Genomic DNA, 24680 nt, shown 5'->3' with positions numbered 1-24680 from the left:
CGGATCAGAGGTTCTCGATCTCCACCGGCGCGATGCCCTCCTCCGGGGGCAGCGTGAACCCGAAGATCTCGCCGTAGAACGCCAGCTCCGCGTCGAGCGCGCGGCGGATGTTCTCGGCCCGCCGGAAACCGTGCTGCTCGCCGTCGAACAACAGGTAGGCGACCGGCACGCCCCGCTTGCGGAGCGCGTCGACGATCATCTCGGACTGGTTCGGCGGGACGATCGCGTCCTCGGCGCCCTGCAGCACGATCAGCGGCGTCGAGAAGTCCTCGACGTGGGTCAGCGGCGAGCGCGCGGCGTAGACGTCGGCGGCCTCCGGGTACGGCCCGACGAGGCCGTCGAGGTAGCGGGACTCGAACTTGTGCGTGTCCGCGGCGAGCGCCTCCAGGTCCGCGACGCCGAAGTGGTCGGCGCCGGCGGAGAACGGCGTGTCCGGCCGGGCGAGCGCGGCCAGCGTGGTGAACCCGCCGGCCGAGCCACCGCGGATCGCCATCCGGGCCGGGTCGACGCGGCCACCCTCGGCCAGCGTGCGGGCCGCGGCCAGGCAGTCGGCGACGTCGACCACGCCCCAGGCGCCCTTCAGCTCCTCGCGGTAGGCGCGCCCGTAACCGGCGGAGCCGCCGTAGTCGACGTCGACGACGCCGAACCCGCGGCTCGTCCAGTACTGGACGCCGACCGACAGCACCGGCGACGCCGACCCCGTCGGCCCGCCGTGGATCACCACGAGCAGCGGGGGCAGGTCGCCGTCGGGCGGCAGGAACGGGCCCGTGGGCGGGTAGTAGAGCGCGAAGCCGGTGCGCGGGCCGCCCTCGGCGTCGCCGGAGAGGAACTGGATCGGCTCCGGCACGGAGATCGACTCGGGGTCCAGCCCCAGGTCACGGGGTGCGCGCAGGGTCTGCACACCGGCCGCACCGGGCTCGCCCGCGCTCGCCGGGGCGGGGACGACCCGGTGCACGCCCGGTTCGGCGAGCGGGCTGCCCGCGACGCAGACGACGGCGTTCGGCCCGTCCGCGCGCACCGACCCGATCAGCGTGAACGGGGTGTCCAGCTCGACGATCGTGCCGTCCAGCTCGCGCACGCACAGCGCGTCGAAGCCGTGCGAGGAGCGGGCGAAGACGACCCGGCCGTCCTCAAGGACCGCGTAGCGGGAGCCGGCCAGCGACCAGGCGGGGACGCCGATCTCGGCGTCGATCCGGACCAGCGCCTCGATGTCCTCACCGGGCATCCACCGGTAGAGGTTCCACCAGCCGGTGCGGTCGGACAGGAACGTCAGCGAGCCGTCGGCCTGCCATTGCGGCTCGGTGACCGACTCCCCCGGGCCGCCGGCGACGACGGTGTCGATCCCCTCGTCGAGGTCACGGACGGTGAGTTCGACGTCGTCCCACGGCATCGAGGGGTGGTTCCAGGACAGCCAGGCCAGCGTGCCCCCGTCCGGCGAGATGCGCGGGGCGGCGACGAAGTCCGGGCCGCTGACCAGCACCTCCGGCTGCGACGGCATGCGCGCGTCGAGCCGGACGATCTCGTTGACGACGTCGGTCGCCGCAGCGTCCTCCACCGGATGGTGCTCACGGATCGCGACCATCCAGGAGCCGTCCGGGGCGACGTCGCCGTCGGCGTAGCGGTCGCCGCGGGGCACCACGGGCTCCGGGGTGAGCACGACGGGGTCGCCGCCGGCCCGGTCGAGGCGGCGGATCCGCTGGTCGGACCAGTCGACGTAGAACACGATGCCGGGGCTGCCCTCGTGCAGCCACCAGGCCCCGCCGCCGTACTCGTGGACGGCGGAGCGGGCGTTCGCGCCCTCGGGCAGCAGGTCGGTGCGCGTGTCGCCGTCGCTGCGGCGGACCAGCTGGGTCCGGCCGCCCTCGTCGGCGCGTCCCTCCGCCCAGATCACTCCGGTGTCGCTCGTGCCCGGCGCGCCGTCCGGACGGACATCACCGAGCCGCACCGCGGCCGTCACCACCAGTTCGGACGTGACCGGTGTCGGCCACGACCCGTACCCCGAGATCCTCACGCGGCCCACGCTAGTCGGGATCGGTGACGCGGCGATGTACCCCTCGTGGTCATCTCCCCCGTGGTCGTCGCAGGGTGGATCGCAGCAGGGACGCTGCCCGCGGCAGCGCGCCCGGGCGCAGCACCGGCGCGACGCCGAACACCGCGCGCAGCCCCGTCCACCAGCGCACCTGCCCGTCGGTGCCGACGACGCCGACCGCCGGGGTCCGGCACTCCCCGACCGCGCGCGGCAGGTTCGGGTAGATCTCGGCGAGGCGGGGTTCGCGGCAGGAGCGGGCCCGCACCCGGACGGTCACGACCTCGGGCAGCTCGCGGGCGATGCGGGCGCAGCGCACGCACGCGGCGTCGTGCACCACGACCAGCTCCCGGACCCGCGTCACGGCGACAGTCTGGCGCGTCGTACGGCCGGCGCTCGGGGCACCCACGTCGCGCCGCGCGCCCTGTGGCTCTCGTCGCGCCGCGCAATGCACCGAGGGACACCCTCGCCCCGACCGGGCGTTCCCGTGCCCCGAGGGGCACCCTCGTTTCCGGCCGGGCGCCGCCACGTGCCCCGAGAGGCACCCTCGTTCCCGCCGGTGGCCGCCACGTGCCCCGAGGGGCACCCTCGTTCCCGCCGGTGGTGGCGAGGGTGCCCCTCGGGGCGCGCGGAGCCGGATCTCCCGAGCGCGTCTCCCGGCCGCGCGGAACCGTCGTCGAGGCGCGGGCGTCGGTACCGTCGGATGTAGCAGCCACCGCCGCCCGAGGAGACGCCGCCATGAGCGACCCGACACGCCCAGACCCGGTACCGCAGGACCCCTCGCGGCAGGAACCGGGCGATCCCGTCCTCGACGCCGAGCTGGTCGACGACGTCCCGCGCGCCGACGTCCCCACCAGTCCCGGGACCGTCTCCCCCGTCCGCCCGACGGCGTCGCCGCAGACGGACTACACCGACGCCGGCGTCCCCACGTTCGACTACGTCCGCGACCGCATCGAGGGCCGCGCGGCGACGGCCTCGGCGGCCGAGGAGCTGGCCGGCGGGGACGCGAAGGCCCGCGACGCGGAGGACGCCTACGCCGAGCGGGAGCGCAAGGGCACCGATCGGCTCGCGGAGATCCGCCGGCAGATGGGGCGCTGACCCCGTACGGCACGACCCCCGCACAGCACGACGGCCCGGCCCCGCCGAAGCGGGAACCGGGCCGTGGTGGACGAACGCGCAGCTCAGCCGTTCTTCTTCCGGCCGCCGACGCTGGCCTTGAGGTAGTCCTTGTTGAGCTGGGAGATCACGTCGAGCGGGATCTCCTTCGGGCACGCGGTCGCGCAGGCACCGGTGTTGGTGCAGCCGCCGAAGCCGGCGTCCTCGTGCGTGTCGATCATGTTGACCACGCGGTCCCAGCGCTCGGGCTGCCCCTGCGGCATCTCGCCGAGGTGGGTCAGCTTCGCGCCGAGGAACAACGACGCCGACCCGTTCGGGCAGGCCGCCACGCAGGCGCCGCAACCGATGCAGTTCGCGGCGGCGAACGAGCGGTCGGCGTGCTTCTTCGGCACCGCGTTGGCGTTGGCCTCCGGGGCGGACCCGGTGTTGACCGAGATGTAGCCACCGGCCTGGATGATCTTGTCGAACGCGGAGCGGTCGACGATCAGGTCCTTGATGACCGGGAACGAGCCCGACCGGAACGGCTCGACGGTGATCGTGTCGCCGTCGTTGTAGTGCCGCATGTGCAGCTGGCAGGTGGTGGTGGCGCGCTGCGGGCCGTGCGGCTGGCCGTTGATGACCATGCTGCAGGCGCCGCAGATGCCCTCGCGGCAGTCGTGGTCGAACGCGACCGGCTCGTCCCCGGAGAGAATCAGCTTCTCGTTGAGGACGTCGATCATCTCGAGGAACGACATGTCCTCGTCGGCCTCGACCTCGTAGTCGACCAGACGGCCCTTGTCGTTGTACTCCGCCTGGCGCCAGACCTTCAGGTTCAGTTTCACGTCGCTCGCCTTACTTGTAGCTGCGCTGGGTCGGGTGCACGTAGTCGAAGACGAGCTCCTCCTGGTGCAGGACGGGTGCCTGCCCGCGGCCGGTGTACTCCCAGGCCGAGGTGAAGGAGAAGTTCTCGTCGTCGCGCATCGCCTCGCCGTCCTCGGTCTGGCTCTCCGCCCGGAAGTGCCCACCGCAGGACTCGCGACGCACCAGCGCGTCGAGACACATGAGCTCCCCGAGCTCGAGGAAGTCGGCGACGCGGCCGGCCTTCTCCAGGCTCTGGTTGAGCTCCGCACCGGTACCCGGCACCTTGACGTTGTTCCAGAACTCGCGGCGCAGCTCCGGGATGCGGTCCAGCGCCTTGCGCAGGCCGTCCTCGGTCCGCTCCATGCCGCAGTAGTCCCACATGATCTGGCCGAGCTCACGGTGGAACGAGTCCACCGTGCGGTTGCCGTTGATCGACAGCAGCTGGTCGATCCGGTCGGTCACCGACTGCACGGCCTCCTGGATCTCCGGGGCGTCGTCGGGCACCGGGTCCAGGTTGTGCTTGGCGATGTAGTCGCCGATGGTCACCGGGAGGACGAAGTAGCCGTCCGCCAGACCCTGCATCAGCGCCGAGGCGCCGAGCCGGTTCGCGCCGTGGTCGGAGAAGTTGGCCTCGCCGCCGACGTAGAGCCCCGGGATCGTGGACTGCAGGTCGTAGTCGACCCAGAGGCCACCCATCGTGTAGTGCACGGCGGGGTAGATCCGCATCGGGACCTCGTACGGGTTCTCGCCCGTGATCCGCTCGTACATCTCGAAGAGGTTGCCGTACTTGGCCTCGACGGCCTTGCGGCCGAGCCGCTGGATGGCGTCGTCGAAGTCCAGGTAGACGCCGAGCCCGCCGGGGCCGACGCCGCGCTTCTCGTCGCAGACCTCCTTGGCCGCACGCGAGGCGATGTCGCGGGGCACCAGGTTGCCGAACGCCGGGTACTTCCGCTCGAGGAAGTAGTCGCGTTCATCGTGCGGGATCTCGTTCGGCCCGCGGTCGTCGCCGAGGCGCTTCGGGACCCAGACGCGGCCGTCGTTGCGCAGCGACTCCGACATCAGGGTCAGCTTCGACTGGTGGTCGCCGGAGACCGGGATGCAGGTCGGGTGGATCTGGGTGAAGCACGGGTTGGCGAACAGCGCGCCCTTGCGGTGCGCACGCCAGGAGGCGGTGACGTTGCAGCCCTTGGCGTTCGTCGACAGGTAGAAGACGTTGCCGTAGCCACCGGAGCAGAGCACGACCGCGTCGGCGGTGTGCACCTCGATCTCGCCGGTGACCATGTCGCGGGCGACGATGCCGCGGGCCCGGCCCTCGACCATGATCAGCTCGAGCATCTCGTGCCGGGTGAACATCTCGACGGTGCCGGCCTGCACCTGGCGCTCCAGGGCCTGGTACGCGCCGAGCAGCAGCTGCTGGCCCGTCTGGCCGCGGGCGTAGAAGGTGCGGGAGACCTGCACGCCGCCGAACGATCGGGTGTCGAGCAGGCCGCCGTAGTCGCGGGCGAACGGGACGCCCTGCGCGACGCACTGGTCGATGATCTGGCGGCTGATCTCCGCCAGGCGGTGCACGTTCGACTCGCGGGCGCGGAAGTCGCCACCCTTCACGGTGTCGTAGAACAGCCGGTAGACGCTGTCGCCGTCGTTGCGGTAGTTCTTCGCCGCGTTGATGCCGCCCTGGGCCGCGATCGAGTGCGCGCGGCGGGGGCTGTCCTGGTAGCAGAACGTCTTGACCTGGTAGCCGGCCTCGCCGAGCGTGGCCGAGGCGGCACCGCCTGCCAGGCCGGAGCCGACGACGATGACCTTCTTGGACCGCTTGTTGGCCGGGTTGACCAGCTTGACGCTGAACCTGCGCTTCTCCCAGCGGTCCTCGATCGGACCTTCGGGAGCGGCGCGGTCGACGACCGGCTCGCCGGTCGCGTAGTCGCTGTAGGTGACGTGGTGGGACGAGGCGTCAGTCATGGATCAGACCACTCCGAACGTGACGGCGAGGGGCACGGAGACGAAGCCGAGCGTCAGGACGACGGCGACGACGGTGGCCACTGCCTTGATGGTCCGCTCCCGGTTGTTGTTCGACCAGCCGAGAGTCTGCATTCCGGAGAAGATGCCGTGGCGCACGTGGAAGCCCAGCGCGACGACGGCGATCACGTAGAACAGGGTCACGTACCAGCGGCCGGGCGCGAAGTCCGCGTGCACGTTGTCGTTGACGGCGAGGTGGACGCCGTTCGGGTTCAGCCAGCCCGCGGTGAGGTCCATCAGGTGGTAGACCACGAACAGCGCGATGATCACGCCGCCCCACCGCATGGTGCGGGCCGCGTAGCTGCCCTTCACCTGGTGCGAGCCGCCTGCGTACTTGATCGGCCGCGCCTTTCGGGCCCGCAGGGTGAGCACGGTCGCCGCCCAGATGTGGGCGATCACCGACACCAGCAGGACGATGCGGACGATCCACAACACGCCGCCGTAGGGCACCAGCGGCTCGAGGAGCATGCGCAGGTACGCGGCGTACTCGTCGATCGCCTGGCCACCCAGGAAGATCTTCAGGTTGCCGATCATGTGGAGGACGACGTAGAGCAGGAGCAGGACCCCGCTCAGCGCCATCACGAACTTCAGCAGGGCGCTCGGTGTGCGCCTCTTCCGGGGCTTGCGTGCAGTCGCGGCTGCGCTGCCTGCCCGGGACTTGTCGGACATGGTGACCACGACAGACGATTGGACATACCGATGGCACCTGCCGTCCAATGCATCGCAGTGCCACGACCCATAGCCGTAGGCTATGCCGGTGACTCTTCAGCAGCTCATGTACTTCGTCACCGTGGCGAATGTGCGCAGCTTCACTCGTGCGGCGGATCAGGCAGGGGTCGCTCAGCCGACCCTGAGCCGGGCCCTGCGGGCACTGGAGGAGGAGCTGGGCGCCCCGCTGCTGAACCGCGGCACGGTCGTGACGCTGACCCCGGCCGGCGAGGCGGTGCTGCCGCTGGCGAGCCGGATGCTGGCCGACTCCGACATGGTGCGGACGACCGTGGCCGAGCTCGTCGGGCTCCGCAGCGGGCGCGTCCGGATCGGGGCGACGCCGTCGCTGTGCATCGGCGTGCTGGCCGACGTGCTGCGGGTGTTCCACACCCGCCACCCGGAGATCGACGTCGAGCTGGCCGAGGACGGCGCCCAGCCGCTGATCTCGCTGCTGGTCCGCAACGAGCTCGACGTGGCGCTGGTCGTCGTCCCGCCGGACGGCATCGACTCGGCTCTGCACACCGCTCCCCTTCTGCGTGAACGACTCTCGGTGGCCTCCCCGCGTGCCCGGCGCCCACTGACTGCACGTGGCCAGATCACCGTCGCCGAGCTGGCCAAGCACGACCTGATCATGCTGCGGAAGGGCTACGACCTGCGCGAGGTCACCCTGCGGGCCTACGCGGTGGCCGGTGTGACGCCGCGGATCGCCGTCGAGGGCGGGCAGATGGACGCGGTGTTGCGCATGGTCGAGGCGGGAACCGGGGTGGCCGTGGTGCCCGACCTGGTGTTCGCCGGGCGGCCGCGGCTGCGGCGGACGGTGCTCACCCCGGCCCTGCACCGCACGGTCGCCGTGGCCCGCCGTGCGGACATCGCGCCGACGCCGGCGGTGATCGCCTTCGCCGACACGTTGCTGGAGTACATGTCGGAGAACTCGCTGCGCGACGGCACCAACGACGTGCAGGTGCTGCACCGGTACGGGTCGGGCCGCGAGCTGCTGGGCTGAGCTCCTGCGGCTCCGCCCGGCGGCGCTCAGTCCTCCGGAGGTGCCTCGCCCAGCTCCTCGGCGTCGGCGCCCGCGGCGGCGATCTCCTCCTTGACCACGCCGTAGGCGACGCCGGGGCCGTAGCCCTTGCGCGCCAGCATCCCGACGAGCTTGCGGGCGGTGGACTGCCGCTCCTCGCGGGTCCCGACGGGCAGGCTCCGCAGCTTGCGCGACACCAGCTCCCGGGCCCGTTCGCGCTCGGAGTCCTCGTCGATCCCGGTGAGGGCCTCGTCGGCGATCTCCCGGTCGACACCCTTGCGGTGCAGCTCCCGGGCGATCGCCCGGCGGCCGAGCCCGCGGTGCCGGTGCCGGGACCGGACCCACTGGTCGGCGAACGCCGCGTCATCGACCAGGCCGACCTCGTCGAACCGGGCCAGGACGCCGTCCGCGACGTCCTCGGGAACCTCCTTGCGCAGCAGCGCGTCCCGGAGCTCCTTGACGGTGCGGGCACGGTCGGTGAGCAGCCGCAGGCAGATGTCCTTGGCCCGCGTCTCCTCCTCGGCCGGGGTCCGCTGCGGGGCCTGCCGGTCATCGCCGGTGCCGGAGCCGGTGTCGGTGCCGGTGCCACGGCCACCGCGCCGGCGCGAGCCGTTCCGGCCGGAGCCGCTGCCACGGCCGCCCCCGCCGCCACTACGGCCGGTGGCGATGACTGCATCCGAGCCGGTCGGCTCGCCGCTGCCGGTGTCGGTGTCGGTGCCGGTCTCGGTGCGGCCGGTGCGGCGGGTGCTGCCGGTTCCACCTGCGCCGCTGTTCTCGAGGCCGGCGAACGACGCCACGCGGTACCGGCGAGCCGGCTCCTCCGGCTCCGGCAGACCGTCGGCCCAGGGGTCGGCCCGGCGGGCTGCCGGGCCGGCGCCGTCGCTGCTCCCGGTGGCCGCGCCGTCGGGGGCCCCGGCGGCGTCCTCACCCGGCTCCGCGGAGCCGGGCTCGGGGTCGACCGCCAGCCCCTCGAAGGAGAGGACGCGGAACCGCTCCGGCTCGCCCGCTCCCCCGGTGTGACCGGTCATGCTCAGAAGTCGACCGGGGCCGGCAGCGGCTCGGACGACGTGGAGTCCTCCTCGGCGTCGACGACGGCGCCGATCCCGAGCTTCTCCTTGATCCGCTTCTCGACCTCGGCGGCGACGTCGGGGTTCTCCTTGAGGAACTTCCGGGCGTTCTCCTTGCCCTGGCCCATCTGGTCGCCCTCGTAGGTGTACCAGGCACCGGACTTCCGGATGATTCCCTGCTCGACGCCCACGTCGATCAGCGAACCCTCCTTGGAGATGCCGACGCCGTAGAGCACGTCGAACTCCGCCTGCTTGAACGGCGGGGCCACCTTGTTCTTGACGACCTTGACCCGGGTCCGGCTGCCGACCATGTCGGTGCCGTCCTTCAGGGTCTCGATCCGGCGGATGTCCATGCGGACCGAGGCGTAGAACTTCAGCGCCTTACCACCGGTCGTGGTCTCGGGGGACCCGAACATCACGCCGATCTTCTCGCGAAGCTGGTTGATGAAGATCGCGGTGGTGCCCGAGGTGCTCAGCGCGCCGGTGATCTTCCGCAGCGCCTGGCTCATCAGCCGGGCCTGCAGACCGACGTGGCTGTCCCCCATCTCGCCCTCGATCTCGGCACGCGGCACGAGCGCGGCCACCGAGTCGATGACGATGAGGTCGATCGCGCCGGAGCGGATCAGCATGTCGGCGATCTCCAGCGCCTGCTCACCGGTGTCCGGCTGGGAGACCAGCAGGTCGTCGGTGTCGACGCCGAGGGCCTTGGCGTACTCCGGGTCGAGCGCGTGCTCCGCGTCGATGAACGCGGCGACACCGCCGTCGGCCTGGGCGTTCGCCACCGCGTGGAGCGCGACGGTCGTCTTACCGCTGGACTCCGGGCCGTAGATCTCCACGACCCGGCCGCGCGGGATGCCGCCGACCCCGAGCGCCACGTCGAGGGCGATGGACCCGGTGGAGATGGCACTGATCGGGACGCGGGCCTGGTCGCCCAGGCGCATCACCGACCCCTTGCCGTGGTTCTTCTCGATCTGTGCGAGGGCGAGCTCGAGCGCCTTCTCGCGATCCGGTGCGGACATGTCCTGACTCCTCGCTGCTGTGCGATCGGGGCCTGCTGTGGTCTTTCGGGGAGGCACGTCGCAACGGTATGGGGTCCCACCGACAGTTATGGCGGCCGGATCGGCAGCTGTGGACAACTCGGCGGGGTGTGGAGCGACACGTCCCGCAGACGACGGTAGGGCGAACGCGTGTTCGAGTCGAACACGACACGCCGACCGGGCACCTGCAGGAGCCGAGCGGTCACCCCGGGCGAGTCACCGCCGACCGGCAGGGACCTCGTAGGCCTCGCAGACCACGCGCCAGATCCGGCGGAGGTCGACGCCGGACTCGACCGCCTGCTCCACCGTCTGGCCGTCCAGCTCGGCGAACACGTGGTCGCGGGAGAGGGAGTCGGCCCGGACCCGCCCGAACTCGCCCTCCATCAGCTCGCGGAAGTGGCTCAGTCGCACATCCGGCAGCGTAGTCGCCTCATCGTGGCGCCCCGGGACGGCCGGATGGGGGTACCGTGGGCGATATGTCCGAACCCTTCACGGGTGCCGCGCTCGTCACCATCGCCGCCGCCCCGGCCGACGTCGCCGGCGAGGTCCTGTCGGCGACCGGGATCGGGTCGCCGCTGGCGTGGCAGATCGTGTCCCTGCTGGCTCTGCTGTCGGCGCTCGTGGTGCTCGTCCGCTGGTGGATCCAGCAGCGTCGGCGCTGACCCCCACCGGCTAGGGTCCCGCCGGCACGGCACGGAACCGACACGGGAGGCCCGACATGGCCGCGACGGACAGCGACGACGCCGAGCTGGCCGAGGCGTACCGGCTGGTCTCGGACACCCTCGCGGGTGCCGTCCGCGAGACGCTCGCGAGCCCCGGTCCCGACCCGGCCCGGTTCGCGATCCGTCGCCTCACCGCCGTCGACGAGGACGTGCCGGCCGACGCCACCCCGCCCGGCTGGTCCCTGGCGTTCCTCGTGCTCGCCGACTGGTTCGACGCCGCCCGCACCGCACTCGCCGACGCCGACGACCGCGGCGACCGTGCCCTGGCCTGGATCGGCGAGCACCTGGGACCGCGTTACGCCGCCCGGGCCCGCTACACGATCACGCCGCTGGTCGACCCCGACAACGCGCGCGAGACATCGCACTACATCGACGCGCTCGGTGTCGACTTCCTCGCGAGCATGGTCTGGACCGTCGCCGCGCTGGTCGCGGAGTACCCGGCCACCGACGGCGCCGACGTCTGGCCGCGCGCCCACGCCGACGCCGCGCGCTGACCGCGCCGGCACTGAGACCGGCACGGAAACCGCTGGTCACCGCCGGTCCCCCGGCATTCTGTCGGTCCCCCCGCGCATGATGGACGGCGTGAGCGCACTCGAGGGCTTCTCCCCCGCCACCCGGCAGTGGTTCGAGGGGGCCTTCGCCGCGCCCACCGCCGCCCAGGAGGGCGCCTGGTCGGCTGCGCAGGCGGGGCGCAACGCGCTGGTCGTCGCCCCGACCGGTTCCGGCAAGACCCTCGCGGCGTTCCTGTGGGCGCTGGACCGGCTCGCCGCCGAGCCGCCGCCGGAGGACGCCCGGCACCGCTGCCGGGTCCTCTACGTCTCACCGCTCAAGGCGCTCGCGGTCGACGTGCAGCGCAACCTGCGTTCCCCGCTGACCGGCATCCGGCAGGCCGCGCAGCGGCTCGGTGCGCCGGTCCCGGACGTCACCGTCGGGATGCGGACCGGCGACACCCCGGCCGACGAGCGCCGCCGCTTCGCCCGGACCCCGCCGGACGTGCTGGTGACGACGCCGGAGTCGCTGTTCCTGCTGCTCACCTCGGCCGCACGAGAGTCGCTGCGCGGCGTGCAGACGGTGATCGTCGACGAGGTGCACGCCGTCGCAGGCACCAAGCGGGGCGCGCACCTGGCCCTGTCGCTGGAGCGGCTGGAGGAGCTGACCGGATCCCCGCCGCAACGCATCGGGCTCTCGGCGACGGTCCGGCCGGTCGACGAGGTGTCGACCTTCCTGTCCGGCGCCCGCCCGGTCGAGGTCGTGCAGCCGGCGACGCCGAAGACGATCGAGGTCGAGGTGCAGGTCCCGGTGCCCGACCTGGCCGCGCTCGACGAGCGTCCGGGACCCGGCAGCACCGACGAGGAGGTCGTCGGGTCGGCCGCGGGCACCGCGCAGCGGCCGTCGATCTGGCCCGCGGTCGAGGAACGGCTGCTCGGGCTGGTCCGTGAGCACCGGTCGACGATCGTGTTCGCGAACTCGCGGCGCCTGGCCGAACGGCTGACGTCCCGGCTGAACGAGCTGGCCGCCGAGCAGGAAGCCGCGGCGCTGGAAGCAGCCGAGGGATGCGGAGAAGCGCCGGTGGCGGTGCTCGACCCGCCGTCGGCGTTCCCCGCGGAGGCCGTCGGGCAGTCCGGAGTGGGCGGCGGCGCGGCGCCGACCGTGGCGAAGGCGCACCACGGCTCCATGTCGCGCGACCAGCGGACACTGGTCGAGGAGGAGCTCAAGTCCGGGGTCCTGCCGTGCGTGATCGCGACGTCGAGCCTGGAGCTGGGCATCGACATGGGCGCGGTCGACCTCGTCGTACAGGTGGAGGCGCCGCCGTCGGTGGCGTCCGGGCTGCAGCGGGTCGGCCGGGCCGGGCACCAGGTCGGCGCGGTGTCCGAGGGCGTGGTGTTCCCGAAGTTCCGGGGCGACCTCGTGTCCTGCGCAGTCGTCGCGGAACGCATGGCATCGGGGTCGATCGAGTCGCTGCGCTATCCGCGCAACCCGCTCGACGTGCTGGCCCAGCAGGTCGTCGCGATGGTCGCGCTGGAGACGTGGACGGTGCCGGAGCTGGCCGCCACGATCCGCCGGGCGGCGCCGTTCGCGGCGCTGCCGGACTCCGCGCTGCACTCGGTGCTGGACATGCTGGCCGGGCGCTACCCGTCGGAGGAGTTCGGCGAGCTGCGGGCGCGGATCACCTGGGACCGGGTGACCGACGAGTTGCGGGGCCGGCCGGGCGCGCAGCGGCTCGCGGTCACCTCCGGCGGCACGATCCCCGACCGCGGGCTGTTCACCGTGATGACCCCGGGCGGGGCGGACGGCGCCGGGTCACGGGTCGGTGAGCTCGACGAGGAGATGGTCTACGAGTCCCGGGTCGGCGACACCTTCCTGCTCGGGACGTCGTCGTGGCGGGTCGAGGACATCACCCACGACCGGGTGATCGTGACCCCGGCGCCGGGTGTCCCGGCGCGGATGCCGTTCTGGAAGGGCGAGTCGATCGGGCGGCCGCTGGAGCTGGGCCGTGCGGTCGGCGCGTTCGTCCGGGAGATGTCCGGGCTGGCCGAGGAGGCCGCACGCGAACGAGCCGCGACCGCGGGTCTCGACGAGTGGGCGCAGGACAACCTGCTGTCCTACCTGCGCGAACAGCGCGAGTCGACCCGGCACGTGCCGAGCGACCGGACGATCCTGGTCGAGCGGTTCCGTGACGAGCTGGGTGACTGGCGCCTGGTCGTGCACTCGCCGTTCGGGGCCCAGGTCAACGGGCCGTGGGCGCTGGCGATCGCGGCACGGATGCGGGAACGGCGCGGCGTCGAGGTGAGCGCGTCCGGCGCGGACGACGGCATCGTGTTGCGGCTGCCCGACGCCGTCGACGAGTCCGGGGCCGAGGTCGTCCCGACCGCCGAGGACGTGCTGCTGGAGCCGGCCGAGATCGAGCAGATCGTCGTCGGTGAGCTGGGGAACTCCGCGCTCTACGCGTCCCGGTTCCGCGAGTGCGCCGCCCGCGCGCTGCTGCTCCCCCGCCGCGACCCGCGCCGGCGGAGCCCGCTGTGGCAGCAGCGGCAGCGCTCGGCGCAGCTGCTGAGCGTGGCGGGCAAGTTCGAGCAGTTCCCGGTGACGCTCGAGGCGATGCGCGAGTGCGTGCAGGACGTCTACGACCTGCCCGGGCTGCGCGAGCTCATGGGCGACGTCGGGGCGCGGAAGGTCAAGGTCGTCGAGGTCGAGACGTCGCAGCCGTCGCCGTTCGCGCGCAGCCTGCTGTTCGGCTACGTCGGGATGTTCCTCTACGAGGCCGACGCGCCGCTGGCCGAACGCCGCGCCGCGGCGCTGTCGCTGGACTCGACGCTGCTCGCCGAGCTGCTCGGCTCGGAGGCGATCCGCGAGCTGCTCGACCCGGAGGTGCTCGCCGAGGTCGAGGCACAACTGCAGCGCACCGACCCCGATCGGCACGCCCGCGACGCCGAGGGCGCCGCGGACCTGCTGCGGTTCGTCGGGGACCTGTCCGAGGCCGACGGGCGGGCCCGCGGCGTCGCACCGGAGTGGTTCGCGCAGCTGGAGCGCGACCGCCGGGCGCTGCGGGTGCGGATCGCCGGCGACGAGCGGTTCATCGCCATCGAGGACGCCGGCCGGATCCGCGATGCGCTGGGCGCCGCGTTGCCGGTCGGGGTGCCGGAGGCGTTCACCGAGCCCGTCACCGACCCGCTCGGCGACCTGGTCCTGCGCTACGCGCGCACGCACGGCCCGTTCACCGCCGCCGAGATCGCGGCCCGGTTCGGGCTGGGCGTCGCGGTCGTCACCGGCGTGCTGGACCGGTTGACCGGCACCGGGCGGCTGGTGAAGGGCGAGCTGCGCCCGCAGGCAGCACTACCGGCCGGGAGCGCAGGCGAGACCGAGTACTGCGACGCCGAGGTGCTGCGCCGGCTGCGGCGGGCGTCGCTGGCGCGGCTGCGGCACGAGGTGGAGCCGGTCGAGCAGCGGGCGCTGGGCCGGTTCCTGCCCGCGTGGCAGGGCGTCGCGGTGCACGACGGCGGCCGCCGCGGGCGGGTGCGGCGCGCGCCCGGACCGGAGGACGTGCTCGGCGTCGTCGAGCAGCTGGCCGGGGCGCCGCTGCCGGCCAGCGGGGTGGAGTCGCTGATCCTTCCGGCGCGGCTGCCCGGCTACACCCCCGCCCTGCTCGACGAGCTGACCGCCGCCGGTGAGGTGACCTGGGCCGGCTGCGGGGCGCTCGCCGGGCGCGACGGCTGGCTGGCGCTGGCCCCGTCCGACGTCGCCGACCTGCTGCTGCCCGCCCCGGACCTCGACACCGCGGGGACGCCGCTGCACGCCGCGGTGCTCGCCGCGCTCGGCCTGCCCGATCCGGCGGCGCTGACCGATCCGGAGGCCGGAGAGATCGCGGGTGGGGCGCTGTTCTTCCGCGAGCTCGCGACCCGCGCCGGGATGCTGCTGACCGAGCAGGACGAACCGGCGCCGTCGGACGAGGACGTCGTCGGCGCGATCTGGGACCTGGTCTGGGCCGGGGCGTTGACCAACGACACGCTCGGGCCGCTGCGGGCCCGGCTCTCCGGGGGTGGCGACCGACGCGGTGGGACGGGACGCCAGGGCGGTGCGCACCGCACCGGGCGGCGCAGCCCGCGCGGCCGGTACGCGCAGCTGCGCGCGGGCAGGCCGTCGATGCCGAGCCGGACCGGGCCGCCGTCGGTGGGCGGGCGCTGGTCGATCGCGGTACCGCGCGAGCCCGACGCGACGCGCCGGGCGCACGCGATGGCCGAGGCGTTCCTGGAGCGGCACGGCGTGCTGACCCGCGGTGCGCTCGGCACCGAGCGGGTGACCGGCGGGTTCGCGGCGGTCTACAAGGTGCTGCGGGCGATGGAGGAGTCCGGGCGCTGCCGGCGCGGCTACGTCGTCGAGGGGCTCGGGGCGGCGCAGTTCGCGGTCCCCGGGGCGATCGACCGGGTGCGGGCGCTGGCGGGGCCGGACGGGCCGGGCCCGTCGGGGTCGGGTCCGTCGAGGTCGGATCCGGGCACGGACACGGGGCAGGGATCAGGGCCGGGATCGGCACCGTCCACACGCACGGACACCGCCGCTGACCCGGCACCCGGCGACGACGCCGGGTTCGTCGACCTCACCGAGGACATCACCGAGGACATCACAGACTCCAGCGACTTCCCCGACGCCGGCGCCACCGACGACGTCCCCGACGACCTCCGCCGCCCCGGCATGTTCCCCGGCTCCGGGGCCGGGCGGCATGACGAGTTCGACGGTGGGGCCGGCACGGGGCCCCGCGCGCAGCGGGACGCGTGGCGGGCGCTGCCCCGTGTCGTCCTGGCTGCCGCCGACCCGGCGCAGCCCTACGGCGCGGCGCTGCCGTGGCCGGACACGCTCGGCGAGACGAAGCACCGTCCCGGCCGGAAGGCGGGCGCACTGGTCGTTCTGGTCGACGGGGCACCGGCGCTGTACGTGGAGCGCGGCGGGAAGTCGCTGCTGTCGTTCACCGGGTCCCGCGACGAGCTGCGCGCCGGAGCCGAGGCGCTCGCCGGTGCGGTGCACGAGGGATGGCTGGGTTCGCTCGCCGTCGAGCGCGCCGACGGGCAGGACTCGCTGGCGTCGGACCTGTCGGAGGTGCTCACCGAGGCCGGTTTCCGGGTCACGCCGAAGGGGCTGCGGTTGCGGGCCTGAGGTCGCGCGGCACCGGATCCCGCGCTTTTGCGGGCACGCCGCCGGGGGCGAGGCCGCCCGGCCGTCCCTGCGAACCGGTACCGCGCGGCGGAGCAGTACCGGCCGGGCGTCCGGGGGCCCGCCGGTCCTCACCGCGCCAGGTACGCCTCGTCCTCGGCGTGGTCGGGGTCCCGCCCGATCGCGAGCCCGAGGAGCGTCAGCAGGCACGCCACGGCCAGGTAGACCGCGACCGGCACCCAGCTGCCGAAACCGCCGGCGAGTGCGGCGAACGCCAGCGGTGCGACCGCCCCGCCGACCACGCCGGCGATCGTGTAGGCCAGCGAGCTGCCGGTGTAGCGCAGCCGCGGCGAGAACTGCTCGGTCACGAACGCCGCCTGCGGCCCGTACATCAGCGAGTGCAGCAGCAGCCCCACCGCGACGGCGAGCACCAGCAGCCCGAACGAGCCCGTCTCCACCAGCGGGAAGAACACGAACGGCCACACCACCCCGCCGGCGGCGGCCACGGCGTAGAGCAGGCGGCGGTTGACCCGGTCCGACAGCGCCCCGGCCAGCGGGATCGACGGCAGCTGCAGCGCCGAGCCGATCAGGATCGCGCCGAGGACCTCGGAGCGGGAGAAGCCCGCCGTCGTCGTGCCGTAGGTCAGCACGAACACGGTGAACAGCGCGTAGGCGACGTCCGGGCCGACCCGGCTGAGCACCCCGGACACCAGCGGGCGCAGCTCGGTCGCGAACACCTCCTGCACCGGGGCCGACGACCGGTCCCCGGACTCGGCGATCGCCCGGAACACCGGGGTGTCCTCGAGCTTCAGCCGGATCCACAGCCCGAACCCGACGAGTACCGCCGACAGCAGGAACGCCAGCCGCCAGCCCCAGTCGAGGAACTGGACGTCGGTCAGCAGCACGGTGAGCAGCGACAGCACCCCGTTGGACAGCAGGTTTCCCGCCGGCGGGCCGATCTGCGCCGCGGACGCCCAGAACCCCCGCCTACGCGGCTCACCGAACTCGCTCGACAGCAACACCGCGCCGCCCCACTCGCCGCCGACCCCGACGCCCTGGGCGAACCGCAGCAGCACCAGCAGGATCGGTGCGGCCACCCCGATCGTGCCGTAGGTCGGGAGCAGACCGATCAGGAACGTGGCGACCCCGATCAGCACCAGGGTCGCGACCAGCACCTGCTTGCGGCCGATGACGTCACCGAGGCGGCCGAACACGACCCCGCCGAGCGGGCGCGAGACGTAGCCGACGGCGTAGGTGGAGAAGGCCAGCAGGACCCCGGTCAGCGGGTCCGACGACGGGAAGAACAGCCGCGGGAACACCAGCGCGGCGGCCGCGGAGTAGACGGCGAAGTCGTACCACTCCAGCGACGTCCCGGACAGGCTCGCCAGGAACGCCCGGCGCAGGTCGCGGCGTTCGACGGGCGGCCGGGACGAGATGCTCATGGACTCTCCGAGGTGCGGGGCGGCGGACCGACCGATCGTTGCGGTGTGCACGGTGGGTGAGCAAGGGTCGGGAACGGCCCGGAACGCACCGGTGACCGGACCGTCACACCCCACACCCGACCCGCTACAGCCCGACCGCCCCGCAGCCCGATCAGGAGGCCCCGTGCCGCTCGAGTTCTCGCTCCCCGACGGCAGCACCCGCACCGTCGACGTCCGCCGCGTGTTCAACGCCGGGTACGCCGGCCGCGCCCAGGACGAGGTCGCCGCGCACGTCGCGGAGCTCGCCGAGCTGGGCGTCCCCGGCCCGTCGACAGTGCCCGCGCTCTACCCGGTCGCGACGTACCTGGCCGCGCAGACCGGCGCCGTCCCCGCGCAGCACGACCGCACGTCCGGCGAGGCGGAGTGGGCGCTGGTCCTCGGCGACGACGTCACCGACCCGCTGCTCACCGTCGCCTGCGACCACACCGACCGGGCGCTGGAGGTGCACGGCGTCGCGTGGAGCAAGAACGCGAGCCCGGACGTACTGGGGCGCAAGGCCTGGCGCCTCACCGACGTCGCCGGCCGGCTCGACGGGATCACGCTGCGCGGCTGGGTCCGGCACGGTGACGCCGAGCCCGAGCTCGTGCAGGACGCGACGCTGGGTGACCTGCTGACCCCGCAGTACTGGCTCGACGTGCTGGCCGAGCGCGGCTGGCTGCTGTCGGGAACCGTGCTGCTGTCGGGCACCGTGCGGATGCTCGAGGGCGTCGACCAGTTCGCCGACGCGTGGACGGTCGAGCTGGCCGACCCCGGCACCGGCGAGACGATCACCGCGTCGTACACGGTCGACCGGCTGCCGGACCCGATCGGCTGAGCACGCCGCGGCGTCCGGCGGGTGCGACGATCACGGTCATGAAGCGCGCCGACCGCACCGCCGTCGCCCTCGCCGGGCTGCTCGGCACCGCCGCCGTCCTGCACGGCGTCCGCCCGGAGCCGTTCGACACGATCGTCCCCCGGAACCTGCCCGGCACGCCCCGGTTCTGGACCTACGCCTCCGGGGTCGCCGAGGGCGGGGTCGCCGCGGCACTCGCCGTCCCGCGCACCCGCCGACTCGGCGGCTGGGCCGCGGTGGCGCTGTTCACCGCGGTCTTCCCGGCGAACGTGTCGATGGCGCTGGCCTGGAACCGCAAGGAGCCGGTGTACCGGGCGATCGGCTGGGGACGGCTGCCGCTGCAGATCCCGCTGATCCTGTGGTCGCTGCGGGTGGCCCGCGCCGGAAACACCACGCCTCCCGACAACCCCCGACGAAAGTAGGGAGCCCTCCCGACGATCGGCGGTCACACTGTCGCCGAACGCCCGTGCCGCTGCCGGGAGCTCCCGCGGTTCACTCCGACCCTCGGGCCCGGCAGCCGCGCCGGGCCGTGGCCGCGTCCGGGGGGACTGTCATGATCACGACGTCGGAGAGCACCGCGCAGCGGGCCGCGCCGCCGGTGCCACCGCTCGCCCGGGTGCCGGTCGGGGCGGTAGCCGTCGTCGTCGCGCTCTACCACCTGGTCGTCGGGTCGCTGGAGCGCGGGCACTTCTTCGACGAGGCGCTGATGCTCGCCATCGGCCGCCACCATCTGGACTGGGGCTCGGCCGACCAGCCGCCGGTGGCCCCGCTGCTCGCCGGGCTGCTCGACGCGATCGCGCCCGGGGTGAACCCGGTCCTGCACGCGGTGCCGGCCCTGCTCACCGCGGCCGCGGTGGTCGTCGCGGCGCTGATCGCGCGCGAGATGGGTGGTGACGCCCGCGCGCAGACGATGACCGCGCTGGCCCAGGCCACCGGGCTGTGGACGGTGTTCGTCGGGCACTGGGTGACGCCGTACTCGCTGGAGCCGATCCAGTGGCTGCTGATCGTGTGGCTGCTGGTGCGCTGGATCCGGGTGCGCGACGACCGGCTGCTGCTCGTCGTCGGCGTGGTGCTCGGGATCGCGACGCAGACGAAGTTCCAGGTCGTCGGGCTCGGGGTCGCGCTGGTGGTGGCGCTGCTCGCCGTCGGGCCGCGGGAGCTGCTGCGCCGCCCGGCGTTCTGGGTCGCGGCGCTGCTCGGTGCGCTCATCGCCGCGCCGACGCTGGTGTGGCAGGCCGTCCACGGGTGGCCGCAGGTGCAGATGGGCGCGATCGCCGCGTCCGAGGCGAGCCTGTTCGGCGGTCCCGGCCCGAACGCCGCCGCGATGCTGCTGCTCGCCGGGCTGCTCGGCGTCGTCCTGATCGTCGCGGGGTTCGTCGGCGCCGTCCGCGACCCGCGGCTGCGGCCGTACCGGTTCCTCGCGGTCGCGTTCGTGCTGCTCTGGATCGTGTTCGCGGTGCTGGTCGGGCGGGCGTACTACCTGGTCGGGATGCACGGCGCCGCGGCCGCGCTCGGCGCGGTCTGGCTGCAGCACCGCCGTGAGGCCGGGCACCGGCGGCTGCGCTGGACGGTCTGGCCGGGCGCGATCCTGTCGGTGCTGCTCGCGGGCCTCGTCCACACTGGGAGCTCGGGGTTCACCTCCAGCGCCGAGCAGATCCAGGACAAGGTCGCCACGACCGTCGCCCAGGTGTATCGCGCGCTGCCGCCCGGGCAGCAGGCGCACACGGTGATCTACGGGTCGTCCTACATCTGGTCGGCCTTCGTCGACGGCGCCGACCCGGGTCTCGGCCTGCCGCAGGCCCACGGCGGCAACCGCAGCTACGGCTACTTCGACCCGCCGCCCGACGACCACGACACCGTCATCCAGGTCGGCGGCGGCCCGACGCTGCTCGCGCCGCTCGGCATCACGATGCGCCCCGCCGCGGACCTCGGCGACGGCAACACGGTGTGGGTCGGCACCGGGACCACGCGGCCGTGGTCGCAGGTGTGGCCGCAGCTGCGGACCCTCGAGGTGCAGTGACCGATGAGCCCCTCGAGGTGCAGTGACCGATGAGCGCACCCACGACGTCGCAGGTCCGGCCGTTCGCGGCCGTACCGGTCGGCGTCACGGCCGGGGTCGTGGGTCTCGTGCACCTGGTCGCGGCGGTGATCTATCCGGGCCGCTACTTCGACGAGGCCCTGATGCTCTCCCTCGGCCGGAACCACCTGGACTGGGGGTCGGCCGACCAGCCGCCGCTCACACCGGCGATCGCCGCCCTCGCCGACGCCGTCGCGCCGGACTCGCTGGTGGCGCTGCGGATCGTCCCGGTCCTGGCGACGACGGCATCGGTACTGGTCACCGCGCTGATCGCCCGCGAGCTGGGTGGTGGCCGCCGGGCGCAGACGCTCGCCGCGATCGCCGCCGGGACCGGGATCTGGACGAGCGGGCTGGGGCACGTGCTCGTGCCCGGGGCCCTCGAACCGGTCGGCTGGCTCACGCTCAGCTGGCTGCTCGCGCGCTGGGTCCGGGTGCGCGACGACCGGCTGCTCCTGGCCATCGGGCCGGTGCTCGGGCTCGCCGCGCTCACCAAGTTCCAAGTGATCGGCCTCGGTGCGGTGCTGCTGGTGGCCCTCGCGGTGGCCGGGCCGCGGTCGGTGCTGCGGCGCCCGGCGTTGTGGGGCGGTGTCGTCGTCGGGGCGGTGATCGCGGCGCCGACGCTGCTCTGGCAGGCCGCGCACGGCTGGCCGCAGATGCAGATGGCCGGCGTCGTCGCCGAGGAGTCGGAGACGTTCGGGGGGCGCCCGATGAACGCGGCGCTCCTGCTGCTGGGTGCCGGGGTGCTGGGCGTGGTGCTGACGGTGGCGGGCGTCGTCGGGGCCGCACGAGATCCACGGCTGCGGCCGTACCGGTTCCTGGCGCTGACCGGTGTCGTGCTGTGGGTGGTGTTCGCCGTCGCGCCGGGGCGCATGTACTACCTGGCGGGGTACTACGGCGTGCTTGCCGCCCTCGGCGCGGTCGCGTTCCAGCACCGCCGGGAGGACGGGCACGCGCGGCTGTCGTGGATGGCGTGGCCGGGCGTGGTGCTCGCGGTCGTGGCGGCCGGGGCGACGCTTCCGGAGATGGCGTCGTCGGCGCCGCCGGAGCTCCCCGAGCAGATCGCGGCGTCGGTCGACCGGGCGTCCGCGACGTTGTCTCCGGAGCAGCGCAGCCGCGCCGTCGTCGTGACCGCCGACTACACCGCGGCCGCCTACCTGGACGTGGAACGGAGCCGGCCCGAGCTGCCGCCGGTGTACAGCGTGCACCGCGCCTACGGCTACCTCGACCCACCGCCGGACGACCGCGACGTCGTGCTGTTCCTCGGCGAGGACCCAGCGGTACTCGCCCCCGCCGTCACCGGGCTGCAGCGCGTGGACTCCGACGACGAGTACCCGGTGTGGGTCGGCACGGGCCCGCATCGCCCCTGGTCGCAGGCGTGGCCGTCGCTGCGCACCCTGCGGTAGACGGCCGGATCCGGCGGCCGCGGGTAGCGTCGCCCCCGTGCCCGAGGGAGACACCGTCTACCTGGCCGGCAAGCGACTGCACGCCGCGCTGGCCGGGCACGAGCTGCTGCGCGGCGAGCTGCGGCACCCGCGGCTGGTCGAGCACGACCTCACCGGACTGACGGTCACCGGCGTCGCCTGCGTCGGCAAGCACCTGTTCACCCGGTTCGACGACGGCCGCAGCCTGCACTCCCACTTCCGGATGGACGGCGCCTGGCACCTCTACCGGCCGGGGATGCGGTGGCGGCGGGTCGCGCACGAGGCACGTGCGGTGCTGGAGACGGCCGACCGGGTCGCCGTCGGGTTCGCGCTGCACGACCTGGAGCTGCTGCCGACCGCCGAGGAGCAGACGCTCGTCGGGCACCTCGGCCCCGACCTGCTCGATCCGGACTGGGGCCCCGGCCACGACGCCGAGGCGCTGCGCCGCTTCACCGCCCGCGGCGAGCACGAGCTGGGCCTGGTGCTGCTGGAGCAGCGGGTGATGGCCGGGCTCGGGAACCTCTACCGCAACGACATCTGCTTCCTGCTGGGGCTCACGCCCTGGACCCTCGTCCGCGACGTCCCCGACCCGGCCGGGGTGATCGCGTTGTCGCGCAAGCTGCTGTCGTCGAACAAGGACCGTCCGGAGCAGACGACGACCGGGTCGCTCGCCGCCGGTGAGGCGCACTGGGTGTTCGAACGCCCGGGACGCCCGTGCCGGCGCTGCGGCACCCGGATCCGGACCGCCGACCAGGGCATGGCGCCGCGGGCCCGGGTCACCTACTGGTGCCCGACCTGCCAGCGCGGCCCGGCGCCCCGCCCGGTCCGCCGCAGCACCGGGCCCCGCCGCGGCGCCCCCGGCCGTCCTCCCCCGGGCCTGCGCGCCCGCTGACCCGCGCCGCCCGCGACCCGCAGCACACCGTTTCCGTACGCAGCACACGCCGCAGCATGTGCCACGGCCGGAAACGGTGTGCTGCACCGCGGCGGATCGCCCGCTCCGAGTGGCCGGCACACCCCGCGGCGGGTTCGCACACCCGATATTTCGGGTGTGCGGACCGGCGCCGGGGTGTGCGCCGCCGCCACGGGGTGTGGGAACGCCCGGCGCGGGGTCCGGCGGAGTGCGACCAGTGGGGCCGGACACACGAACGCCGCCGTCCCCGACAATGAGGGCGGCGGCGTCCGCGGAAGGCGGAGACTCAGGCGGTCCCGGGCTGCTGCTGGTTCTGGCCCTGGTTCTGCTGCTGCGGCTGCGCCGGAGCCGGGTTCGACGAGATCTGCTGCGTCTCGTTCTGCCCGACCTGCTGCTGACCGCCACCGGCGATCGGCTGCCCGGACATCGACGCGCGGATCTGGTCGAGACGCGAGGCGCCGGCCATGTCGGTCGTCGACTGCTGCACCTCGAGCATCCGGCCCTGCACCGAGTTCTGCGCGAGCTCGGCGGACCCGAGGGCCGTCGAGTACCGCTTCTCGATCTTGTCGCGGACCTCGTCGAGCGACGGGGCGTTGCGCGGGGCGGAGAGCTCGCTCATCTGCTGGAGCGACTTCGACGCCTGCTCCTGCATCTTCGCCTGCTCCAGCTGGCTGAGCAGCTTGGTGCGCTCGGCGATCTTCTGCTGCAGCACCATCGAGTTCCGCTCGACGGCCTGCTTGGCCTGCTCGGCGGCGCCGATCGACTGGTCGTGCAGCGTCTTGAGGTCCTCGACGCCCTGCTCGGCCGTCACCAGCTGGGTGGCGAACGACTGGGCCGACTGCTCGTACTGCTGGGCCTTCTGCTCGTCGCCCTGCGCGCGGGCCTGGTCGGCGAGGACCAGCGCCTGCTTCGCCGAGGACTGGAGCTTCTCGATCTCGCCCAGCTGGCGGTTCAGCTTCATCTCCAGCTGACGCTGGTTGCCGATGACCGCCGCGGCCTGCTGGGACAGCTGCTGGTGCTGCCGCTGGGCGTCCTCGATGGCCTGCTGGATCTGCACCTTCGGGTCGGCGTGCTCGTCGACCTTCGACGAGAACAGAGCCGACAGATAGCTGAAGAACTTGGTGAATCCGTTGGCCATCTCTTCGCGTCCTCCGCCTGCGTTCGCTCGCGACCTACCCACCTGCGCGGCGGGTGCACCGGGCCGGACCGACCTGGCGTCCCCCCGGCGGCCGGTACCGGCTCGTCGTCCCATCCTGGCACTGCTGCCGGTTCGCCCGCAGCCTACCGCGCATGCGAGTCGGGGATCACGGCCTCAGGCGTTGCCCGGCGAAACGAGCGCGCCGGGACCTCAGGCCGCGGACGCGACCGGGCCGCCGGAACTCGCCGGCGCGGCCACGGGAGTGCCGGGACGCCCGGCGAGGCGCAGCTCGGAGTGCCGCTGCCCGATCGGGACCAGCACGTCGTCGCGGGTGGCCCGGCCCTGGCCCGCCATGTCGGCGGCGACCCCGGTGAGCAGCTCGGGGACGGTGATGTCGAGGGCCTCGCAGATCGCCGCGAGCAGCTCGCTGGAGGGCTCCTTGCGTCCGCGCTCGACCTCGGAGAGGTACCCGAGGCTGATGCGTGCGGCACGCGAGATGTCGCGCAGTGTGCGCCGCCGCGCCGTGCGCGCACGTCGCAGGCCACTGCCGATCGCTTCCCGCAACAGCATGGGCCCTCCTCGGACTCGGGTCAGCTCACCGTACCGGCTCGCGCCACCCGTCGGC

The 24680-nt window shown here is 73.6% G+C and carries 21 protein-coding genes; 10 read left to right on the top strand and 11 right to left on the bottom strand.

Annotation, left to right across the window (positions count from 1 at the left end; translation table 11 throughout):
• Positions 1-4 precede the first annotated feature (4 nt).
• Together ACLE50_RS21775 and ACLE50_RS21770 are read right to left on the bottom strand one after the other, a co-directional pair.
• Positions 5-2011: a S9 family peptidase gene (locus ACLE50_RS21775; protein ID WP_410945478.1), complete on the bottom strand. Its 2007-nt coding sequence runs from the start codon at positions 2009-2011 to the stop codon at positions 5-7.
• A 49-nt stretch (positions 2012-2060) separates the two neighbouring features.
• Positions 2061-2390 (bottom strand): hypothetical protein, encoded by a 330-nt coding sequence (locus tag ACLE50_RS21770; protein ID WP_410945477.1) that lies wholly within the window; start codon positions 2388-2390, stop codon positions 2061-2063.
• A 374-nt stretch (positions 2391-2764) separates the two neighbouring features.
• Between ACLE50_RS21770 and ACLE50_RS21765 the strand changes: the two genes are divergently transcribed.
• A complete protein-coding gene (locus ACLE50_RS21765; RefSeq protein ID WP_410945476.1) occupies positions 2765-3124 on the top strand; it encodes a PspA/IM30 family protein in 360 nt (119 codons plus the stop codon).
• Positions 3125-3207: 83 nt separating this feature from the next.
• Here the strand turns inward: ACLE50_RS21765 and ACLE50_RS21760 are convergent, their stop codons facing one another.
• From ACLE50_RS21760 to ACLE50_RS21750, 3 genes are read right to left on the bottom strand one after another with little or no spacing between them, the layout of a single operon-like run.
• Positions 3208-3963, bottom strand: coding sequence for a succinate dehydrogenase/fumarate reductase iron-sulfur subunit (locus ACLE50_RS21760; RefSeq protein ID WP_410945475.1), 756 nt, complete (start codon positions 3961-3963; stop codon positions 3208-3210).
• Between the two features lie 10 nt (positions 3964-3973).
• Positions 3974-5941 carry a fumarate reductase/succinate dehydrogenase flavoprotein subunit gene (locus tag ACLE50_RS21755; protein WP_410945474.1) on the bottom strand — a complete coding sequence of 656 codons (1968 nt, stop codon included), beginning with the start codon at positions 5939-5941 and terminating at the stop codon, positions 3974-3976.
• A 3-nt stretch (positions 5942-5944) separates the two neighbouring features.
• Positions 5945-6667: a succinate dehydrogenase cytochrome b subunit gene (locus ACLE50_RS21750; protein ID WP_410945515.1), complete on the bottom strand. Its 723-nt coding sequence runs from the start codon at positions 6665-6667 to the stop codon at positions 5945-5947.
• Between the two features lie 82 nt (positions 6668-6749).
• Between ACLE50_RS21750 and ACLE50_RS21745 the strand changes: the two genes are divergently transcribed.
• Complete coding sequence (locus ACLE50_RS21745; RefSeq protein ID WP_410945473.1) at positions 6750-7709, top strand: LysR family transcriptional regulator; 960 nt, start codon at positions 6750-6752, stop codon at positions 7707-7709.
• Positions 7710-7735: 26 nt separating this feature from the next.
• Here ACLE50_RS21745 and ACLE50_RS21740 read toward each other — a convergent pair whose 3' ends face one another.
• The 3 genes from ACLE50_RS21740 to ACLE50_RS21730 all read right to left on the bottom strand — a co-directional run bounded on the left by ACLE50_RS21740 (position 7736) and on the right by ACLE50_RS21730 (position 10242).
• Complete coding sequence (locus tag ACLE50_RS21740) at positions 7736-8755, bottom strand: regulatory protein RecX (RefSeq protein WP_410945472.1); 1020 nt, start codon at positions 8753-8755, stop codon at positions 7736-7738.
• Between the two features lie 2 nt (positions 8756-8757).
• On the bottom strand, positions 8758-9813 hold the full coding sequence (gene recA, locus ACLE50_RS21735) for a recombinase RecA (protein ID WP_410945471.1): 1056 nt from the start codon (positions 9811-9813) through the stop codon (positions 8758-8760).
• A gap of 234 nt (positions 9814-10047) precedes the next feature.
• A complete protein-coding gene (locus tag ACLE50_RS21730; protein WP_410945470.1) occupies positions 10048-10242 on the bottom strand; it encodes a DUF3046 domain-containing protein in 195 nt (64 codons plus the stop codon).
• Between the two features lie 65 nt (positions 10243-10307).
• On the opposite strand from ACLE50_RS21730, the gene ACLE50_RS21725 reads away from it, so the two are divergent.
• The 3 genes from ACLE50_RS21725 to ACLE50_RS21715 all read left to right on the top strand — a co-directional run bounded on the left by ACLE50_RS21725 (position 10308) and on the right by ACLE50_RS21715 (position 16199).
• Positions 10308-10493, top strand: coding sequence for a hypothetical protein (locus ACLE50_RS21725; protein WP_410945469.1), 186 nt, complete (start codon positions 10308-10310; stop codon positions 10491-10493).
• A 56-nt stretch (positions 10494-10549) separates the two neighbouring features.
• A complete protein-coding gene (locus ACLE50_RS21720) occupies positions 10550-11047 on the top strand; it encodes a hypothetical protein (protein ID WP_410945468.1) in 498 nt (165 codons plus the stop codon).
• Positions 11048-11123: 76 nt separating this feature from the next.
• Complete coding sequence (locus ACLE50_RS21715; protein ID WP_410945467.1) at positions 11124-16199, top strand: ATP-dependent helicase; 5076 nt, start codon at positions 11124-11126, stop codon at positions 16197-16199.
• Positions 16200-16327: 128 nt separating this feature from the next.
• On the opposite strand, the gene ACLE50_RS21710 is transcribed toward ACLE50_RS21715, so the two are convergent.
• Complete coding sequence (locus ACLE50_RS21710) at positions 16328-17638, bottom strand: MFS transporter (protein WP_410945466.1); 1311 nt, start codon at positions 17636-17638, stop codon at positions 16328-16330.
• A 163-nt stretch (positions 17639-17801) separates the two neighbouring features.
• Between ACLE50_RS21710 and ACLE50_RS21705 the strand changes: the two genes are divergently transcribed.
• From ACLE50_RS21705 to ACLE50_RS21685, 5 genes are all read left to right on the top strand, one after another.
• A complete protein-coding gene (locus ACLE50_RS21705) occupies positions 17802-18491 on the top strand; it encodes a DUF2848 domain-containing protein (protein ID WP_410945465.1) in 690 nt (229 codons plus the stop codon).
• Between the two features lie 38 nt (positions 18492-18529).
• Complete coding sequence (locus ACLE50_RS21700; protein ID WP_410945464.1) at positions 18530-18931, top strand: DoxX family protein; 402 nt, start codon at positions 18530-18532, stop codon at positions 18929-18931.
• Between the two features lie 131 nt (positions 18932-19062).
• On the top strand, positions 19063-20529 hold the full coding sequence (locus tag ACLE50_RS21695; protein ID WP_410945463.1) for a glycosyltransferase family 39 protein: 1467 nt from the start codon (positions 19063-19065) through the stop codon (positions 20527-20529).
• A 29-nt stretch (positions 20530-20558) separates the two neighbouring features.
• Positions 20559-21989 carry an ArnT family glycosyltransferase gene (locus ACLE50_RS21690; protein ID WP_410945462.1) on the top strand — a complete coding sequence of 477 codons (1431 nt, stop codon included), beginning with the start codon at positions 20559-20561 and terminating at the stop codon, positions 21987-21989.
• A gap of 37 nt (positions 21990-22026) precedes the next feature.
• Entirely contained in the window at positions 22027-22899 is an 873-nt protein-coding gene (locus ACLE50_RS21685; protein WP_410945461.1) for a DNA-formamidopyrimidine glycosylase family protein, read from the top strand.
• 304 nt (positions 22900-23203) lie between these two features.
• Here ACLE50_RS21685 and ACLE50_RS21680 read toward each other — a convergent pair whose 3' ends face one another.
• The gene (locus ACLE50_RS21680; protein WP_410945460.1) at positions 23204-24055 is read right to left on the bottom strand and encodes a PspA/IM30 family protein; all 852 of its coding nucleotides are present in this window, start codon (positions 24053-24055) and stop codon (positions 23204-23206) included.
• A gap of 210 nt (positions 24056-24265) precedes the next feature.
• Positions 24266-24625, bottom strand: a complete 360-nt coding sequence (locus ACLE50_RS21675; RefSeq protein WP_410945459.1) for a helix-turn-helix domain-containing protein — start codon at positions 24623-24625, stop codon at positions 24266-24268.
• Between the last annotated feature and the right edge of the window lie 55 nt (positions 24626-24680).

Source organism: Pseudonocardia phyllosphaerae, from assembly GCF_046546475.1.
Lineage (GTDB): Bacteria > Actinomycetota > Actinomycetes > Mycobacteriales > Pseudonocardiaceae > Pseudonocardia > Pseudonocardia phyllosphaerae.
This window is presented reverse-complemented; position numbering and strand designations above follow the sequence as displayed.

Bases quoted from the DNA above. Each gene is read 5' to 3' on its own strand.
- ACLE50_RS21675 (WP_410945459.1), bottom strand. From the start codon at position 24,625: ATGCTGTTGCGGGAAGCGATCGGCAGTGGCCTGCGACGTGCGCGCACG.
- ACLE50_RS21720 (WP_410945468.1), top strand. From the start codon at position 10,550: ATGGCCGCGACGGACAGCGACGACGCCGAGCTGGCCGAGGCGTACCGG.
- ACLE50_RS21695 (WP_410945463.1), top strand. From the start codon at position 19,063: ATGATCACGACGTCGGAGAGCACCGCGCAGCGGGCCGCGCCGCCGGTG.
- ACLE50_RS21755 (WP_410945474.1), bottom strand. From the start codon at position 5,941: ATGACTGACGCCTCGTCCCACCACGTCACCTACAGCGACTACGCGACC.
- ACLE50_RS21765 (WP_410945476.1), top strand. From the start codon at position 2,765: ATGAGCGACCCGACACGCCCAGACCCGGTACCGCAGGACCCCTCGCGG.
- ACLE50_RS21700 (WP_410945464.1), top strand. From the start codon at position 18,530: ATGAAGCGCGCCGACCGCACCGCCGTCGCCCTCGCCGGGCTGCTCGGC.
- ACLE50_RS21745 (WP_410945473.1), top strand. From the start codon at position 6,750: ATGCCGGTGACTCTTCAGCAGCTCATGTACTTCGTCACCGTGGCGAAT.
- recA (WP_410945471.1), bottom strand. From the start codon at position 9,813: ATGTCCGCACCGGATCGCGAGAAGGCGCTCGAGCTCGCCCTCGCACAG.
- ACLE50_RS21680 (WP_410945460.1), bottom strand. From the start codon at position 24,055: ATGGCCAACGGATTCACCAAGTTCTTCAGCTATCTGTCGGCTCTGTTC.
- ACLE50_RS21710 (WP_410945466.1), bottom strand. From the start codon at position 17,638: ATGAGCATCTCGTCCCGGCCGCCCGTCGAACGCCGCGACCTGCGCCGG.
- ACLE50_RS21725 (WP_410945469.1), top strand. From the start codon at position 10,308: ATGTCCGAACCCTTCACGGGTGCCGCGCTCGTCACCATCGCCGCCGCC.
- ACLE50_RS21715 (WP_410945467.1), top strand. From the start codon at position 11,124: ATGATGGACGGCGTGAGCGCACTCGAGGGCTTCTCCCCCGCCACCCGG.
- ACLE50_RS21690 (WP_410945462.1), top strand. From the start codon at position 20,559: ATGAGCGCACCCACGACGTCGCAGGTCCGGCCGTTCGCGGCCGTACCG.
- ACLE50_RS21740 (WP_410945472.1), bottom strand. From the start codon at position 8,755: ATGACCGGTCACACCGGGGGAGCGGGCGAGCCGGAGCGGTTCCGCGTC.
- ACLE50_RS21750 (WP_410945515.1), bottom strand. From the start codon at position 6,667: ATGTCCGACAAGTCCCGGGCAGGCAGCGCAGCCGCGACTGCACGCAAG.